Origin of the sequence: Neisseria sp. HMSC15G01, from assembly GCF_001808255.1 — a bacterium.
Taxonomy (GTDB): Bacteria; Pseudomonadota; Gammaproteobacteria; order Burkholderiales; family Neisseriaceae; genus Neisseria; species Neisseria subflava_A.
On sequence record NZ_KV792687.1, the window covers coordinates 1 to 17,140 of the forward strand.

The 17,140-nt window shown below is 49.2% G+C and carries 15 protein-coding genes and 1 pseudogene; 8 read left to right on the forward strand and 8 right to left on the reverse strand.

Annotated elements, in window-relative coordinates; all coding sequences use genetic code 11:
• Positions 1 to 107: 107 nt before the first annotated feature.
• Entirely contained in the window at positions 108 to 974 is an 867-nt protein-coding gene (gene rsgA, locus HMPREF3139_RS07995; RefSeq protein WP_070461520.1) for a ribosome small subunit-dependent GTPase A, read from the reverse strand.
• Positions 975 to 1,125: 151 nt separating this feature from the next.
• Here rsgA and HMPREF3139_RS08000 point away from each other — a divergent pair, with 151 nt between their 5' ends.
• From HMPREF3139_RS08000 to HMPREF3139_RS08020, 5 genes and pseudogenes are all read left to right on the forward strand, one after another.
• Positions 1,126 to 1,743, forward strand: a complete 618-nt coding sequence (locus tag HMPREF3139_RS08000) for a tellurite resistance TerB family protein (protein ID WP_036492402.1) — start codon at positions 1,126 to 1,128, stop codon at positions 1,741 to 1,743.
• A gap of 99 nt (positions 1,744 to 1,842) precedes the next feature.
• Positions 1,843 to 2,764, forward strand: a pseudogene (locus tag HMPREF3139_RS08005) (patatin-like phospholipase family protein).
• Between the two features lie 108 nt (positions 2,765 to 2,872).
• Positions 2,873 to 4,729: a ribonuclease catalytic domain-containing protein gene (locus HMPREF3139_RS08010; RefSeq protein WP_070461521.1), complete on the forward strand. Its 1,857-nt coding sequence runs from the start codon at positions 2,873 to 2,875 to the stop codon at positions 4,727 to 4,729.
• A 136-nt stretch (positions 4,730 to 4,865) separates the two neighbouring features.
• On the forward strand, positions 4,866 to 5,093 hold the full coding sequence (locus tag HMPREF3139_RS08015) for an exodeoxyribonuclease VII small subunit (protein WP_003681131.1): 228 nt from the start codon (positions 4,866 to 4,868) through the stop codon (positions 5,091 to 5,093).
• The gene (locus tag HMPREF3139_RS08020; protein ID WP_070461522.1) at positions 5,077 to 5,973 is read left to right on the forward strand and encodes a polyprenyl synthetase family protein; all 897 of its coding nucleotides are present in this window, start codon (positions 5,077 to 5,079) and stop codon (positions 5,971 to 5,973) included. The genes HMPREF3139_RS08015 and HMPREF3139_RS08020 overlap by 17 nt, the downstream gene beginning before the upstream one ends.
• Positions 5,974 to 6,131: 158 nt before the next feature.
• Here the strand turns inward: HMPREF3139_RS08020 and ftsY are convergent, their stop codons facing one another.
• Positions 6,132 to 7,664, reverse strand: coding sequence for a signal recognition particle-docking protein FtsY (gene ftsY, locus HMPREF3139_RS08025; protein WP_004519177.1), 1,533 nt, complete (start codon positions 7,662 to 7,664; stop codon positions 6,132 to 6,134).
• Between the two features lie 145 nt (positions 7,665 to 7,809).
• Here ftsY and msrAB point away from each other — a divergent pair, with 145 nt between their 5' ends.
• Positions 7,810 to 9,378, forward strand: coding sequence for a bifunctional peptide-methionine (S)-S-oxide reductase MsrA/peptide-methionine (R)-S-oxide reductase MsrB (gene msrAB / locus HMPREF3139_RS08030; RefSeq protein ID WP_039861899.1), 1,569 nt, complete (start codon positions 7,810 to 7,812; stop codon positions 9,376 to 9,378).
• A gap of 622 nt (positions 9,379 to 10,000) precedes the next feature.
• Here msrAB and purB read toward each other — a convergent pair.
• Positions 10,001 to 11,371 carry an adenylosuccinate lyase gene (gene purB / locus HMPREF3139_RS08040; RefSeq protein ID WP_004519181.1) on the reverse strand — a complete coding sequence of 457 codons (1,371 nt, stop codon included), beginning with the start codon at positions 11,369 to 11,371 and terminating at the stop codon, positions 10,001 to 10,003.
• 210 nt (positions 11,372 to 11,581) lie between these two features.
• Between purB and HMPREF3139_RS08045 the strand changes: the two genes are divergently transcribed.
• Positions 11,582 to 12,022 carry a surface-adhesin E family protein gene (locus tag HMPREF3139_RS08045; protein WP_004519182.1) on the forward strand — a complete coding sequence of 147 codons (441 nt, stop codon included), beginning with the start codon at positions 11,582 to 11,584 and terminating at the stop codon, positions 12,020 to 12,022.
• Between the two features lie 333 nt (positions 12,023 to 12,355).
• Here the strand turns inward: HMPREF3139_RS08045 and HMPREF3139_RS08050 are convergent, their stop codons facing one another.
• Together HMPREF3139_RS08050 and purD are read right to left on the reverse strand one after the other, a co-directional pair.
• On the reverse strand, positions 12,356 to 12,925 hold the full coding sequence (locus HMPREF3139_RS08050; protein ID WP_070461562.1) for an L-threonylcarbamoyladenylate synthase: 570 nt from the start codon (positions 12,923 to 12,925) through the stop codon (positions 12,356 to 12,358).
• A gap of 72 nt (positions 12,926 to 12,997) precedes the next feature.
• Positions 12,998 to 14,269: a phosphoribosylamine--glycine ligase gene (purD, locus tag HMPREF3139_RS08055; protein ID WP_070461523.1), complete on the reverse strand. Its 1,272-nt coding sequence runs from the start codon at positions 14,267 to 14,269 to the stop codon at positions 12,998 to 13,000.
• A 139-nt stretch (positions 14,270 to 14,408) separates the two neighbouring features.
• Here purD and HMPREF3139_RS08060 point away from each other — a divergent pair, with 139 nt between their 5' ends.
• On the forward strand, positions 14,409 to 14,720 hold the full coding sequence (locus tag HMPREF3139_RS08060) for a DUF4298 domain-containing protein (RefSeq protein ID WP_003747758.1): 312 nt from the start codon (positions 14,409 to 14,411) through the stop codon (positions 14,718 to 14,720).
• Between the two features lie 54 nt (positions 14,721 to 14,774).
• Here HMPREF3139_RS08060 and HMPREF3139_RS08065 read toward each other — a convergent pair whose 3' ends face one another.
• The 3 genes from HMPREF3139_RS08065 to HMPREF3139_RS08075 form a co-directional block, all read right to left on the reverse strand.
• On the reverse strand, positions 14,775 to 15,386 hold the full coding sequence (locus HMPREF3139_RS08065) for an IMPACT family protein (RefSeq protein WP_070461524.1): 612 nt from the start codon (positions 15,384 to 15,386) through the stop codon (positions 14,775 to 14,777).
• A 61-nt stretch (positions 15,387 to 15,447) separates the two neighbouring features.
• Positions 15,448 to 16,380, reverse strand: a complete 933-nt coding sequence (locus HMPREF3139_RS08070) for an electron transfer flavoprotein subunit alpha/FixB family protein (protein ID WP_070461525.1) — start codon at positions 16,378 to 16,380, stop codon at positions 15,448 to 15,450.
• Positions 16,381 to 16,390: 10 nt separating this feature from the next.
• Positions 16,391 to 17,140, reverse strand: a complete 750-nt coding sequence (locus tag HMPREF3139_RS08075; RefSeq protein ID WP_003686610.1) for an electron transfer flavoprotein subunit beta/FixA family protein — start codon at positions 17,138 to 17,140, stop codon at positions 16,391 to 16,393.

Below are 17,140 nucleotides of genomic sequence, written 5' to 3' on the forward strand. Positions count from 1 at the left end.
AAGGTGCCCCATCAACCATTAAATCCGTATACCCCTTTAAAAAAAGGCCGTCTGAAAGTTTCAGACGGCCTTTTTATTTATCCAAACGCTTAGTTTCCGTTCAATCTTTATCTCAATAATTCGTCGGTAACGCGTTGCAGAAATTCGATGCGCTCGGGTTTGGCTTCGCCTGATTCGGCAGCGGCTTTGACGGCGCAGCCGGGTTCAGCGCGGTGGGTGCAGTTGTGGAAACGGCACTGGCCGATAAGGTGGCGCAGGTCGGGGAAGTATTGTAATAAATCGGCAGCTTGGAGATGGTGCAGGCCGAATTCTTGCAGGCCGGGGGAATCGATGAGTCGGGTTTCTGCGTCTAAATCGTACAGTTGGGCGTGGGTGGTGGTGTGTTTGCCGGAATCGAGCGCGGTGGAAATGTCGCCGGTTCGGGCGGCTTGGTTGCCGAGTAGGGAGTTGGTCAGGGTGGACTTGCCCATGCCGCTTTGTCCGAGCAGGATGTTGGTTTGCCCTTCTAAAATGGGACGCAGGATGTCGGCGTTTTCCAATGCGTTGGTTTCGACCACGGGGTAGCCGAGGGTTTCGTAGAATTTGAGTTTCTCGCGCCATTGGGCGGTTTTGGGGAGGTCGGCTTTATTGAGGACGATGACGGCGTTAATGCCGGCCGCTTCGGCTGCGAGGAGGGCGCGTTGTAACAGGGCTTCGCTGGGTGAGGGGCTGGCGGCGGTTACGATGAGCAGTTGGGTAACGTTGGCGGCAATCAGTTTGGTTTTCCATGCGTCTTGGCGGTAGAGCAGGCTTTCGCGCGGGAGGTAGTCTTCAATCACGACTTGTTCGCCGTTGATGGGGCTGATGCGGACTTGGTCGCCACAGGCGAAATCGACGCGTTTTTTGCGGGTGGTGGCGTCATATATTTGGCCGTCGGGGGTGCGGACAATATAGCGGCGGCCATAGCTGGTAATAATTTGGGCGGTATCGGGCATGATGGAGTTTATTGTTTGGAATGGTGTGATTGTACCGAAAGTCGGCTATGGCCGTCTGAAAACTTGTTTGCACCTTTTAACTTTCTTTGGCTTGGTTTTTGGGTGTTTCTACTCTATATTTGCAATGTATTGGTTTTCAGGAGATTTTTTTATGGATTTCAGTCAGTTGCTCAATCAGGTTTTGGGTGCGGCTCAAAAAGGCGGCAAAGCGGTGGCGGACAGCCCGCTCAATTCTTTCGGCGGTGGCGCGCTGACGGGTGCTTTGGCATCGATGCTGTTGAAAAAGAAAAACGCAAAGAAGCTGGTCAAGGCCGGCTCGGTTGCCGCTTTGGGTTTTCTGGCTTATAAAGGCTATCAAAACTGGAAACAAAACCGCCAGCAGGACGAATTGCCGCAAAGTGCGTTCCAACCTGCCGGCCTGATTGGTGAAAACCACAGCCGTGTGATTTTGCAAACGATGATTGCGGCGGCGGCTTCAGACGGCCTGATTGACGATGCGGAACGCGCGGCCATTGAGCGTGAAAGCGGCAGCGATGCGGAAACGGCGGCATGGTTGCAGGCGGAATATGCGCAACCGGCCTCCATCGAGCAAATTGCCGCTTCGGTCGGCAATGACGAGGCTTTGGCAGCCGAAACTTATCTGGCGGCCCGATTGGTCTGCGCGGACTTGTCGCGCAAGGAAATTGTGTTCCTGAGCCGTTTGTCCCAAGCTTTGAATTTGGACGACCAACTGGTCGAGAGTTTGGAAAAACAGCTCGAATTGGCTTGAGCTGGATTTAAAAGGCCGTCTGAAACTTGATTTCAGACGGCCTTTCGACTTAATTTCAGAGTAAAATAACCCCTTCGACATATTAAAGGCTGTCTGAACATGAATAAACTTTTTTCCACATTCAAAACGTTTTTAGCCGCTTCGTCCGTCTTGGTATTGGCTGCCTGTCCGAGCGGCAACGCGCCGCAATCCAAACCTTCTACGCAGGGTCAAAATACGGTTTCGCATACTGCACCCAAACCGAAAGCCACGGTTGCGCTGGCTTTGGGCGGCGGCGCGTCCAAAGGCTTTGCCCATATCGGGATTATTAAGGTTTTGAAAGAAAACAATATTCCGGTCAAAATCGTTACTGGTACATCTGCCGGCTCGATTGTCGGCAGTATGTACGCTTCGGGAATGTCGCCCGACCGCCTCGAATTGGAAGCGGAAATTTTGGGTAAAACCGATTTGGTGGATTTGACCTTGTCCACCAGCGGCTTCATCAAAGGCGAAAAACTGCAAAACTACATCAACCGCAAAGTCGGCAACCGCCCGATGCAGCAGTTCCCCATCAAATTTGCCGCCGTTGCGACCGATTTTGAAAGCGGCAAACCGGTGGTATTCAACGTAGGCAATGCCGGACAGGCCGTCCGCGCTTCTGCTTCGATTCCGAACGTGTTCCAACCTGTCGTTATCGGCAGTCGCAAATATGTGGACGGCGGCCTGTCGCAGCCCGTACCAGTCAGCGCGGCGAAAAAACTGGGGGCAAACTTCATCATTGCCGTCGATATTTCCGCCCGTCCGGCCAAAAATGTCAGCCAAGGTATGTTCTCCTATCTTGACCAAACCTTCAACGTGATGAGCCAAACCGCCTTACACCAAGAATTGGGCCAAGCCAATGTGGTCATCAAACCGCAGGGTTTTGGAGCTGGGCTCGATTGGCGGTTTCGACCAAAAACAACGCGCCATCCAATTGGGCGAACAAGCCGCACGCGCCGCCCTGCCTGAAATCAAACGCAAACTGGCGGCATATCAGTATTAATCATCCGCCGTTTGAACAGGCCGTCTGAAAGTATGTTTTTCAGACGGCCTTTCTTGTGCAAATCTGCTAAAATCACGCGTTTCCTACAAATCATAAAATCCTAAAAAAATGAATATCTTTTACGAAGAGTCCGGCCAATTCAAAGTTGCCTCCATCGTCCAAAAAAACGACGCCACCTACCAAGTCGATACCCAACACGGCAAACGCACCAAAGTGAAGGCAAATAATGTCTTTGCCGAGTTTGACGGCGATATGGCGGCGTTTTTAGAGAACGCGCAGGCGCAGGCGGCGGACATCGATACCGATTTATTGTGGGAAGTATGCGGCGAAGAGGAATTTACCGCTGAGGCGATTGCCGAAGAATATTTCGGCCATGCACCGACCAAAACCGAGCTGGCGGCAACTTTGATTGCGCTGTACGCCGCGCCGATGTATTTCTATAAAAAAGCCAAAGGCGTGTTCAAAGCCGCGCCTGAAGAAACTTTGAAACAAGCGCTTGCCGCCATCGAACGCAAAAAACAGCAAGACGCGCAAATCGACGCTTGGGCGGAAGCCTTGAAACGCGGCGAGATGCCGTCTGAAATCGCGGCAGATTTGAAAACCATCCTGCACGCGCCCGACAAGCAGTCGCTGACTTACAAAGCCTTTACCAAAGCCGCCGACGCGCTGAAAATCTCTGCCTACGAACTGGCGAAAAAGACAGGCGGCATTACGTCCATTCCCCAATACCTGCAAGACGGGTTTGAAATCAAATACTTCCCCAAAGGAACAGGCTTCCCCGACCTTCCGCTTCCTGAAATGCCCGACTTGCCCAAAGCCGACGTTACCGCCTTTTCCATTGACGACGAATCGACTACCGAAGTGGACGATGCTTTGAGCCTGACCGACTTGGGCAATGGCATGAAACGCGTCGGCATCCACATTGCCGCGCCGTCGCTTGCCATTAAACAAGGCGACAAAATGGAAAAAAACATCATGGAACGCTTAAGCACGGTTTATTTCCCCGGCGGCAAAATCACCATGCTGCCCGAAAACTGGATTGCCGCGTTCAGCCTTGATGCGGGCGCGTACCGCCCTGCCGTCAGCATTTATTTTGATGTGGACGGCGAGTTCAACGTCGGCGCGCCAACCTGCAAAATCGAAGCCGTCAACATCGCCGAAAACCTGCGCATTCAAGCCATCGAACCGCATTTCAACGCCGAAACCGGCTTGGACGAAGCCGGCGAAATGATGTTTGCCCACCATCAAGACCTGATTTGGTTCTATCAATTCGCCATCGCCCTGCAAAAAGCGCGCGGCAAATACGAGCCCGACCGCGCGCCGCAATACGATTACAGCATCGAATTGGATGAGGAAGGCAACGTATCCGTCGTCCGCCGCGAACGCGGTTCGCCCATCGATACGCTGGTCAGCGAGATGATGATTCTTGCCAACAGCACTTGGGCGCAAATGCTGGACGAAAACGAGCTGCCCGGCCTTTTCCGCGTCCAACCGGCAGGCAAAGTGCGCATGAGCACCAAATCCGAGCCGCACATCGGCATGGGCGTGCAGCATTATGGCTGGTTTACCTCGCCGCTGCGCCGCGCCGCCGACTACATCAACCAAAAGCAGCTGATCAGCCTGATCGACGACTCTGCCGAGCCACTGTATCAAAACAGCGATGCCGAGCTTTTCGCCGCGCTGCGCGACTTCGATGCCGCCTATACAGCCTACGCCGACTTCCAACGCCAAATGGAAGCCTACTGGAGCCTTGTCTATCTGCAACAGCAAGGCACGAGCGAGCTGACGGCCACCATCCTCAAAGAAGACCTCGTCCGCATTGAAGGCCTGCCGCTGGTAACGCGCGCGACCGGTATCCCGTTTGACGCGCTGCCCAAATCACAGGCATTGTTCAAAATCACCGAATTGGATGCCGAGAAGCAGTTTATCGCGCTCAACTATCAAAAAGCCGTTTTACCGGGCTGATAACGTTATTCCGTTTGAAAAAAGGCCGTCTGAACGAAGAAACAGAAATCTTTGATTTCGTTTTCATCCCCTGTTCAGACGGCCTTCATCATCTAAAAATGCTACAATTCCCCTTTTCTGCCCATCATTTCAAACCATGAAAAAAAACGCCCCCCAATCCTTTGAAGAAGCCTTATCCCGCCTCGAAACCCTGACTCAAGCCATGCAAAGCAGCGAAATGCCGCTGGAAGACGCTTTGGCCGCCTATCAGGAAGGCAACGAATTGGTCAGATACTGCCAAACCAAATTGGCGGAAGTCGAGCAGAAACTGCAAGTCTTGGATGCCGGCGAACTGAAGGAGTTGAACCTTGAACCCGGCGAATGAACTCAAAACATGGCAACAAAAAGCCCAAGCGCAAACCGAATTGCTGCTGGCGCATTTCTTGCCGTCTGAAAGCCAAGTGCCGCATACGCTGCACGAAGCCATGCGTTACGTTACCCTCGGCGGCGGCAAACGGCTGCGCCCGCTCTTGGTGCTTGCCGCGTCCGAATTGGGCGAAGCAAACCAAAACGCCGTCGAGCAGGCCATGGCAGCCATCGAAATGGTGCACGTCTATTCGTTGGTTCACGACGATATGCCGGCGATGGACAACGACAGCCTGCGCCGCGGCAAACCGACCTGCCATGTGCAATACGATGAAGCAACCGCCCTTTTGGTCGGCGATGCGCTGCAAACCCAAGCCTTTGATGTATTGAGCCGTCCGACAGGCCTGCCTGCCGAACGCCAGCTTGCCATGTTGTCCACACTGGCTCAGGCATCCGGCAGCCTCGGTATGGCGGGCGGACAAGCCATCGACCTTGCCAATGTCGGCAAAGCCATGAATCAGGCCGAATTGGAACAGATGCACAGCCTCAAAACTGGTGCGCTCATCCGCGCGGCCGTGGCCTTAGGCGCACTTTCCTGTCCGGACTTAACACCGGCGCAAATCCAAACCTTAGACCACTACGCCGCCAAATTGGGCCTGGCTTTCCAAGTGATCGACGATGTATTGGACTGCGAAGCCGATACCGCCACCTTGGGCAAAACCGCCGGCAAAGACTCGGACAACGACAAACCGACCTACGTCAAACTGATGGGCCTTCAGGCCGCGCGTACTTACGCAGAAACGCTGATTGCAGAAGCCGTTGCCCTGATCGAGCCATTCGGCGACAAAGCCCTGCGCCTGCGCCAACTGGCCGAGTTTGTTACCGCACGGAAAAACTAAACCCGTAAATAAATAAAGGCCGTCTGAAACCTGATTTTAGGTTTCAGACGGCCTTTTTAACAGCCTGTTTGGCTTTTGTACCAACCGAATGCGAAGCCTTTCAAAATACGGCTCAGAAATCCCCCGCAAACTGCGTTTACAAACCTCAACCTGTCTGTTTAATCCAATAGGGCATCCACGAACGCTTTGGCATTAAACGGACGCAAATCGTCGATGCCTTCGCCTACGCCGATGTAGCGGACAGGAACAGGGCGGTCGGAGGCAAGGGCGGCAAGGATACCGCCTTTGGCCGTACCGTCTAGCTTGGTGACGATAAGTCCGGTCAGACCCAGCGCTTCGTCGAAGGCTTTCACTTGGTTGACGGCGTTTTGACCGATGTTGGCATCCAAAACAACGATGATTTCATGTGGCGCATCCGGCATGGCTTTTTGCAACACGCGTTTCACTTTTTTGATTTCTTCCATCAAATGAAGCTGCGTAGGCAAACGGCCGGCAGTATCAGCCAGCACGATGTCGATCCCGCGCGCTTTCGCGGCTTGGACGGCATCGAAGCAAACGGCTGCGGAATCGCCTGTGGTTTGCGAAATCACGGTTACATTGTTGCGCTCGCCCCAAGCTTGAAGCTGCTCACGCGCAGCGGCACGGAAAGTATCGCCTGCCGCCAGCAACACAGATTTACCCTGCGCTTGGAAGTATTTGGCGAGTTTGCCGATAGACGTGGTTTTACCCGCGCCGTTGATACCGGCAAGCATAATCACGAAAGGCTCCCTGGTTTCCGGCAAGACCAAAGGTTTCTCCAGAGGCTTAATCAAGTCGTACAGCGCATCTTTCAGCGCACCGCGCAATTCGTTGCCGTCTTTGAGGCCTTTGAGGCTGACACGGTCGCGCACGTCTTTCATCAAGTATTCGGTGGCTTCCATGCCCATATCGCTGGTAATCAGCACGGTTTCCAGCTCTTCGTACAAGTCCTCGTCGATCTGTCCGCCGCCGAACACGCCGGCCAACGATTTTGCCATTTTGTCGCGTGATTTGGTCAAGCCTTGTTTCAAACGCGCAGCCCAACTGAGCTTGTGTTCTTCTGCCGGAGCAGGGGCTTCAACCGGTATTTCCACAACGGCTTCTTGAACTTGCTCGACAGTCTCGCTAACTGCCTCAACAGCTTCTTCTTTGACTGCTTCAGCTTGTTCCGCTACTTCTTCAGCAACCTCGGCCGCTTCAGACGGCATCTCGGCAACGGTTTCCTTTACCTGCTCAACAACCTCGCTGACGGTTTCAACAGCTTCTTCTCTGACTGCCTCAGCCTGTTCTGCCACTTCTTCAGCAGCCTCGACCGCTTCAGACGGCATCTCGGCAACGGTTTCTTTTACCTGTTCAACAGTCTCGCTGGCGGTTTCAACAGCCGCTTCTTTTGCCGCTTCAACGTGTTCTTCTACTTTTTCAACTGTTTCAGACGGCGTTTCGGTCAAAGTTTCCCGAACCTGCTCGACGGTTTCGCTGATAGTTTCAACAGCCGATTCGACAACTGATTCAACATGCCCTTTGACGCTTTCTGCTAAAGATTCGGCATCTTCTTTAATATTTTCAACTACTTGAGCAACTTCAGATTCTATTTTTGCTGCGGTTTCCTGAACTTGAGCCTCCTCGGGAGCCGGAGTTTCCTGTTTTTTCTTGCGACGGAAGAAGCTGAACATTAAATTTTCCTTTTAATTTTAGAAACTTGAAATAGGGAGTATTGTAGCGTATTTTACGTGGCAAGGTCGTCTGAAAATCAAGGTTGTCAGGTTTTGGCATTTCCAACGTCTAATAAGATAAACCATCCATACAGGAAACATAGAGATGAATCCCCGCACATTATTTTCACTTTGCACCAAGTTCGGCTGCCTGCTTGCGCTTGGCGCCTGCTCATCCAAAATGATGGATACCGAAGCCGCAACCGTACCGCAGGCATTGTCCTCATTAAAAACCCCTGACAACCGCCCTGCCAGTGTTTTCCTAAAAAAAGACAAACCCACCCTGATTAAATTTTGGGCAAGTTGGTGTCCTTTGTGTTTGTCCGAATTGGGACAAACCGAAAAATGGGCGCAAGATATAAAATTCGGTTCTGCCAACCTGATTACCGTTGCCTCGCCCGGTTTTCTACACGAGAAAAAAGACGGCGACTTTCAAAAATGGTATTCCGGTTTGAACTATCCTAAGCTGCCCGTCGTTACCGACAACGGCGGCACCATCGCCCAAAGCCTGAATATCAGTGTTTACCCTTCTTGGGCATTAATCGGCAAAGACGGCGACGTGCAGCGCATCGTCAAAGGCAGCATCAACGAAGCGCAGGCATTGGCTTTAATCCGCGACCCGAATGCCGATATAGGCCGTCTGAAAAACACATTTTACAAACCCGACACACAGAAAAAGGATTCAGCAATCATGAATACGCGCACCATCTACCTCGCCGGCGGCTGCTTCTGGGGCTTGGAAGCCTATTTCCAACGCATAGACGGCGTGGTTGACGCAGTATCCGGCTACGCTAACGGCAAAACGGAAAACCCAAGCTACGAAGACGTGTCCTACCGCGATACAGGCCATGCCGAAACCGTTAAAGTCACCTATGATGCCGACAAACTCAGCCTAGACGATATCCTGCAATATTTCTTCCGCGTCGTTGATCCAACCAGCCTCAACAAACAAGGCAACGACACCGGCACGCAATACCGCAGCGGCGTGTACTACACCGACCCCGCCGAAAAAGCCGTCATCGCCGCCGCACTCAAACGCGAGCAGCAAAAATACAAACTTCCCCTCGTCGTCGAAAACGAGCCGCTAAAAAACTTCTACGACGCCGAGGAATACCATCAGGACTACCTGATTAAAAACCCCAACGGCTACTGCCACATCGACATCCGCAAAGCCGACGAACCGCTGCCGAGCAAAACCAAAGCCGTCCCTCAAGGCAAAGGCTTTGACGCGGCAACGTATAAAAAACCCAGCGCTGCTGAACTCAAACGCATTCTGACCGAAGAGCAATACCAGGTTACCCAAAACAGCGAGACCGAATACGCCTTCAGCCACGAATACGACCACTTGTTCAAACCCGGCATTTATGTGGACATCGTCAGCGGCGAACCCCTGTTCAGCTCTGCCGACAAATTTGATTCCGGCTGCGGCTGGCCGAGTTTTACCCATCCAATTAATGCCTCCGCCGTTACCGAACACGACGATTTCAGCTATAACATGCGCCGCACCGAAGTGCGCAGCCACGCCGCCGACTCACACTTGGGACACGTCTTCCCCGACGGCCCGAAAGACAAAGGCGGCCTGCGCTATTGCATCAACGGCGCAAGTTTGAAATTCATTCCTTTGGAAGAAATGGACGCAGCCGGCTACGGTGCATTGAAAGACAAAGTGAAATAACGGATTGAATCGAAAAAGGCCGTCTGAAAAAGATTTCAGACGGCCTTAAATTTATAATTTATTTGGTCATGTCATAAAATGATGCAACAGAAAGTATTAAATACATTACTGATATCAAAATATATTTAATTTTTTTATCTCTAATTTCTTTCCATAAATGCAAGCATATAGGAAGCATCGTAAACACTAGAACCGCAATATTAAAACATAAAAGAAAGAGATATCCTTTAGAACTTTCTTTCCAAAAGGGTATAAAAAAACTTGTACATATCGAAAATCCAATTAGAAAAGAGACAATACTATTTAAAACATCAATAATTCTTGCCTCTATTTGAATAGAAACAAGATACGGAAAATTACATAATTGTAGAAACCTAAGAAAATGAAGATATGCCAATAATACATATATTGGAGTCAAACCCATAAAAGTATCAAATATATTTTTAAAAGGAATTTTTCCATGAAAATGTAATATACTGACTAACAAGCCGATTGGTAACCATATAATCAAATTTTCCTTACTTGGAAAATATTTAAACATCTAAAACTTTCTTCATTATTTTCATACTATATATTTAATTCAAAAAAAGCCATTTGAAGATTCAAATGGCTTTTTTATAAATCAAATTCGTTTTGCCAACTCTTCGGCCTTACCCACATACAACGCAGGGGTCAGCTCAAGCAATTTGGCTTTGGCTTCTGCCGGAATTTCCAACGATTCGATAAAGAGTTTCAACACTTCAGGCGTAATGCCGTCTTTACCGCGTGTCAGGTCTTTCAGCTTCTCGTAAGGATTGGCTACGCCGTAACGACGCATTACGGTTTGAATCGGCTCGGCCAGCAGCTCCCAAGTAGCGTCCAAATCGGCAGCAAGGGCGGCAGGATTCGGCTCAAGCTTGTTCAGACCGCGCAGATGGGCGGCAAAGCCCAATATGGTATAGCCCACGCCTACGCCCATATTGCGCAATACGGTGCTGTCGGTCAGGTCGCGCTGCCAACGGGAAATCGGCAGTTTTTCAGACAAAAAGCCCAATACGGCATTGGCCATACCGAGGTTGCCTTCGGAGTTTTCAAAGTCAATCGGATTGACTTTGTGCGGCATGGTGGAAGAACCGACTTCGCCTGCTTTAACTTTTTGTTTGAAGTAACCCAAAGAAATATAGCCCCAAACATCGCGGTTGAAGTCGATCAGAATCGTGTTGACACGGCTGATGGCTTGGAAGAATTCCGCCATATAGTCATGCGGCTCGATTTGAATGGTGTAGGGGTTGAAGGTCAGGCCGAGGCTGATTTCAACGAAGTTGCGGCAATGGGTTTCCCAATCCACATCGGGATAAGCGACCATATGGGCATTGTAGTTGCCGACTGCGCCGTTGATTTTGCCGAGGAACTCTTGCGCTTGCAGGTTTTTGAACTGGCGTTGCAGGCGGTACACGACATTGGCGATTTCTTTACCCAATGTGCTTGGTGTCGCAGGCTGGCCATGCGTGCGGCTCATCATAGGGACGGCAGCCAACTCATGCGCCATGCCGGTCAGTTTTTTGATGATTTCGGCCAGTTTCGGCAGCAAAACAGTCTCACGCGCTTCTTGCAGCATTAAAGCGTGGGACAGGTTATTGATGTCTTCGCTGGTGCAGGCAAAGTGGATGAACTCGCTGGCAGCAGCCACTTCAGGCACGCCGGAGAAGCGTTCTTTAAGCCAATATTCGATGGCTTTGACATCATGATTGGTGGTCGCCTCAATAGCTTTGACGGCGGCAGCATCTTCAAGCGAGAAGTTTTCGATCACTTTGTCGATTTCGGCAAGCGTAAAATCGCTGAAAGCAGGAACTTCTACAATCTTAGGTTCGGCGGCAAGGACTTTGAGCCAGTTTAATTCAACTTTGACACGCGCACGCATCAGGCCGTATTCGGAGAAAATCGGACGCAATGCTTCAACGGATTTGGCGTAGCGGCCATCTAATGGGGAAAGTGCAGCGATAGGGTTAATCATGTCGGATCTTCCTATGGGATGAAAACCAAATTGTTTGCAATTATACATGATTTTACACTCCAAGGCCGTCTGAAAGACAGGTTTCAGACGGCCTTTTCAGCGTATTTTTCATAAAATTCTTTTCAGAGGTTCAACTTTGCAAAATCGATTTACGATATATGCCATCTTCACGGATAATATCGGCTGACTTTCTGTAAATAATGAGGTTTTATGAATATCAAACGTTTTTCCCTAGCTGCAACCGTATTTGCGGCTTTGATGTTGAGTGCCTGTGAAACAACCACCACATCGAGCGGCGGCGGCAGCTGGACCAACATCGGCACCATCTCTGAAGGCAATATCAAAGTGGCTATTGATAGAAGCAGCATTAAAAGAAATGGCGCACTGGTTACTTTCCGCGATAAAAAAACCGTTTCCAAACTGAAAGAGGAACGTTTCGTCAACACGCCGGCCTATAAAACAGCCATCGGCAGCTGGGAAATTCATTGCTCAAACAAAACCTATCGCCTGGCAGCGCTGCAACTGATGGACGAACACGGCCGGGTAATTTCCAACCAAAGCTATACTCCGACCAGCATCCGCCCAATGAGCGTCATGAGCGGTACGATTACTGAAAAACAATACGAAACTGTGTGCGGACATAAGCTTTAATCCACACTTATTCACAAAGTTATCCACAGTTTAAATATTTAAAAGGCCGTCTGAATGCTTTGAATATCAAGTTTCAGACGGCATTTTTATGTTTTTATGGAAATTTATCTTCAAATTTATCCACAAAATTTGTTTATTCAAAAATAATTTATTAAAGCGATTCATTTACGCTCAAAATTTGCTTCATTCTTTCACAAAATACTGCTTTATCCTCTAGACTGCTATGCATCAAACTGGATCTGCGCTAAATGCTTTTCACACAGGTATTCCAATCTTTTGGAAAAAATTTGCTTCTCCAAATAAATACCTTTCCTTTGAAAATACAATTCTTCTTTAACGCAGCCTTGCCCCTGTTTCTCCGTCAATAATCTGGCTGGGCGTTTTCTGCTTACCTATCAATCCGCCTACAACCCAGACTTTCCTGCCAAACTGTCTTCTGACTTCCCTTTCCGTTTTGCATGCCCGTTTTCCTGCACGATTGCATGAAGTAGAGACTAAAGGCATTTCCAAAACCTGACACAAACGCCTTGCACCTACATGCGCAGGAACTCTGACAGCCAATTTACTGCGTCCTTTTCCACGCAATGATGGCAATACTTTTTTGCCGACCGGCAATAAAAAAGTTTTCGGAGCAGGCCATGCTTCATGCAGCATAGTTTGGATATTTTCAGACGGCCTTTGCAGCAAAGGTTGCAACTGTTCCAAGCTATGGCCAATGACAATCATGCCTTTGTGTTGCGGTCGTTTTTTCAGATGAATCAGTTGATTGAGTGCTTTAGGCAAAGTAGGGACACAGCCCAAGCCATAGCAAGACTCGGTAGGATAGGCGACCAAACCGCCTTTTTTAAGATGCGCCTGCAGCCTGCATTGGGCTGCAGCCGATAAAATTCTGGGAAACATCATCATCATACCAAGGCCGTCTGAAACTGAGATTGTCGGACAATCTGTGTTCAGACGGCCTATTTCTATTCATTATTAACGGTTGATGGCTTTATCGGCAATGTCTTTACGGTATTGCATACCGTCAAAACGGATTGTTTCCAATGCCTCATAAGCCTTGCTTTTAGCTTGGGCAACATCATCGCCCAAACCGACTACACACAATACACGGCCGCCGTTGGTTACAACTTCTCCTTTTTCATTCGTTGCAGTACCGGCATGGAAAACTTTACCGATTTGATTGGCCTTATCCAAGCCGAAGATCACATCGCCTTTTTTCGGGGAGTCAGGATAATTTTGTGCGGCCAACACCACGCCTACTGCAGTTTGCGGATTCCATTTGGCAGCAACACTATCCAGTTTGCCGTCGATTGCCGCTTCAACCAAGTCCACCAAATCGCTATCCAAACGGCTCATAATCGGCTGGGTTTCAGGGTCGCCGAAACGGCAGTTGAATTCAATGGTATAAGGCGCACCGGTTTTATCAATCATCAAGCCCGCGTATAAAAAGCCGGTAAACTCATGACCTTCTGCTTTCATACCTGCCACGGTCGGCAAAATAATTTCATTCATCGCGCGCTCGTACACATCAGGCGTTACCACCGGAGCAGGGCTGTATGCGCCCATACCGCCGGTATTAGGGCCTTTGTCGTCATCCAACAGGCGTTTATGGTCTTGACTGGTTGCCATCGGCAAAACATGATTGCCGTCCACCATAACGATAAAGCTTGCTTCCTCGCCTTGCAGGAAATCTTCAATCACGACACGCGCGCCTGCATTGCCCATTTTGTTGCCCAACAACATATCGTCAATAGCGGCATGGGCTTCATCCAAAGTCATGGCGACAATCACGCCTTTACCGGCAGCCAAACCATCCGCCTTAATAACAATTGGCGCACCTTTTTGATTGACGTAATCATGTGCCGCATCGGCATTTTCAAAGGTTTGGTATTGCGCGGTTGGAATGTTATATTTTGCCATAAACGCTTTAGCAAAATCCTTTGAGCTCTCCAGCTGGGCCGCGTATTGAGTCGGGCCAAAAATCTTCAATCCGGCAGCACGGAAGTCATTCACCACACCCGCAGCCAAAGGCGCTTCAGGGCCGACTACGGTAAAGGCAATATTTTCATTACGGCAAAAATCAATCAAATCTTGATGTGCCGTCAACGCCACATTCTGCAGTTTAGGCTCAATTGCCGTTCCGGCATTACCAGGTGCAACAAAGACAATTTCTACTTTAGCCGACTGCGCCAATTTCCAAGCCAGTGCGTGTTCACGTCCACCATTACCAATAACGAGCAATTTCATACCATCTCCTTGAAGAATAGATGTTGTAAATAAAATTCAATCGATGGAATATTGTTCCATCTTGCATAGCTGTTTCAAATTAAGAATAATATTGCACCAAGACAACCATACTCTAATTTCAAACAACGAAAGGAAAATCATGCAAAAACGTATTGACGAAATTCAAAGCAAATACCGCGAATGGTGCGAATTACTGCCGCAACTGGAAGCAGATATCGCCCGTTGGAAACATGCTGCAAGCCTCATGCAAGACATGGATGACTTCTATACCAACGAATACCAAGCATGCCATCAAGCCATTGAAGAAGGGGCAGATGTTGATTTGCGAACACAGGGCGAATACAGCATTATGAGCGAAGATGCCCTATGGAACGCACTAGGGGAATTTCATCAACTGGCTTGGGAACACCTGCGCTCAAGTGTAAATGCTTTAGACAGATACCAAGGCTAAAACTTCAAAGGCCGTCTGAAACTTTTGATTTCTCAAATATGTTCAGACGACCTTTTATTCAAACGGCTTTTCAGTATCTATTTCAATTTGGCGCGTATTTTTCCAAGCAGCAATACAAGCTTCATAATCGGCCAACGCTATTTTCACTGTCAACTTACAATCCAGCTGCAAATCCTGTTCCACAATATCGACCTGATATTGTTTGGCAATCCGTATAGCCTCATTCAAAACAGGATATTCACATTTCAACCAAACTGTCTTTTCGACATTCTTTTCAACAACTTCAGCTATCGCCAATGCCTGAGTCGTTGATTCCTTATAAGCATGAATCAAACCGGGAACGCCCAATAGCGTACCGCCAAAATAACGCACAACCACAACCAACACATCCGTTACGCCGACAGAATCAATCTGTCCCAGAATAGGGCGGCCTGCGCTTCCGGACGGTTCTCCATCATCGTTTGCGCGAAACTGCATTCCATCCACACCCAATCGATAGGCATAGCACCAATGTCGTGCCTTGTGATGTTCTTCCTTTAATGGGTCTAAATACTTCTTCACATCGGCCAAAGTGCGAATCGGATAGGCGTATGCAATGAAGCGGCTGCCTTTATCTTTAAATTCAGCCTGTGTCGGTGTGGTAATGGTTTTATAGGTCGTAATCATGCCAAAATATTTTCAGACGGCCTTTGTTGTAAAAGGCCGTCTGAACGTTTCACGTGAAACATTAGTTTTTCAGTGCTTCAGTTAGTTGAGGCACAACTTCAAACAAATCACCAACCAAGCCGTAATCTGCCACATTGAAAATCGGAGCGTCAGCATCTTTGTTGATGGCAACAATTACTTTACTGTCCTGCATACCGGCAACGTGTTGGATAGCACCGGAAATACCGATAGCAAAGTACAGTTGCGGCGCAACCACTTTACCGGTTTGTCCGACTTGGGCATCGTTTGGCGCATACTCGGCATCCACTGCTGCACGGGATGCACCAATCGCCGCACCCAAAACATCAGCCAAAGGAGTCAATACTTCATTGAATTTTTCAGCGCTGCCCAACGCACGGCCACCGGAAACAATCACTTTTGCCTGAGTCAATTCAGGGCGGTCAGACTGGGAAAGTTGACGGTTTACGAAACGGCTCAGGTTTTGAGCAGGCGTTGCCTCAACATTGACCACTTCTGCATTACCGCCTTGTCCGGCAGCATCAAATGCGGTTGCACGGAAAGTCAGCACCAGTTTTTCAGAATTGGATTGAACGGTTTCAAATGCATTACCGGCATAAATCGGACGGACAAATGTCGAGTTATCCACAACTTCAGTTAAGTCCGAAACTTGTGGCACATCCAACAGGGCAGCGACCCGGGGCAGAAGATTTTTACCAAACGCAGTTGCAGTCGCAGCCACATAGCGGTAATCCGCAGCCAATTTAACAACCAAAGGCGATAATTCTTCTGCCAAGCCTTCAGCGTAATAGGGCGCATCGGCTACCAAAACTTTCGCCACGCCTGCAACCTGTTTTGCCTCTTCAACCACCGCAGCAGCATTGCTGCCGGCAACCAATAAATCTACATTACCCAATTTGGCGGCAGCCGTTACCGCATGCAAAGTGGCAGGATTCAAATGTTGGTTATTATGTTCTGCAATAATCAATACGCTCATTTCATACTCCTTAGATCACTTTGGCTTCGTTTTTCAGCTTTTCAACCAACTCGGCAACATCAGCCACTTTCACACCAGCTTGACGTGCTTTAGGTTCGGCAAATTTCACGGTATTCAAACGCGGAGAAATATCCACAGCCAAATCGGCAGGACTTAATTTTTCCAAAGGTTTTTTCTTTGCCGCCATGATATTAGGAAGTTTGACAAAGCGTGGTTCGTTCAAACGCAAATCTGCACTAATGACCGCAGGCAGCTTCAATGCAACAGTCTCTTCGCCGCCGTCAATTTCACGGGTTACCAATGCTTCTTCGCCTTCAATTTGCACTTTTGATGCAAAAGTACCTTGAGCCGCATTCAACAACGCAGCCAGCATTTGGGCAACTTGGTTGGCGTCATCGTCAATTGCCTGTTTGCCCAGCAATAAAATTTGCGGATTTTCTTTATCCGCAACAGCTTTCAGCAATTTTGCAACGGCCAAAGGCTCCAACTTCGCATCAGTCTCAACATGAACCGCACGGTCGGCACCCATCGCCAAAGCAGTACGCAACGTCTCTTCGCATTTTTTCTCGCCAAGAGAAACAGCAACAATCTCGCTTACTTTTCCGGCTTCTTTCAAACGGACAGCTTCTTCTACCGCGATTTCATCAAACGGGTTCATCGACATTTTGACATTACCGATATCCACATCGGAACCATCGGCTTTCACACGAACTTTGACGTTATAGTCCACTACGCGCTTTACTGCGACCAGTGCTTTCAT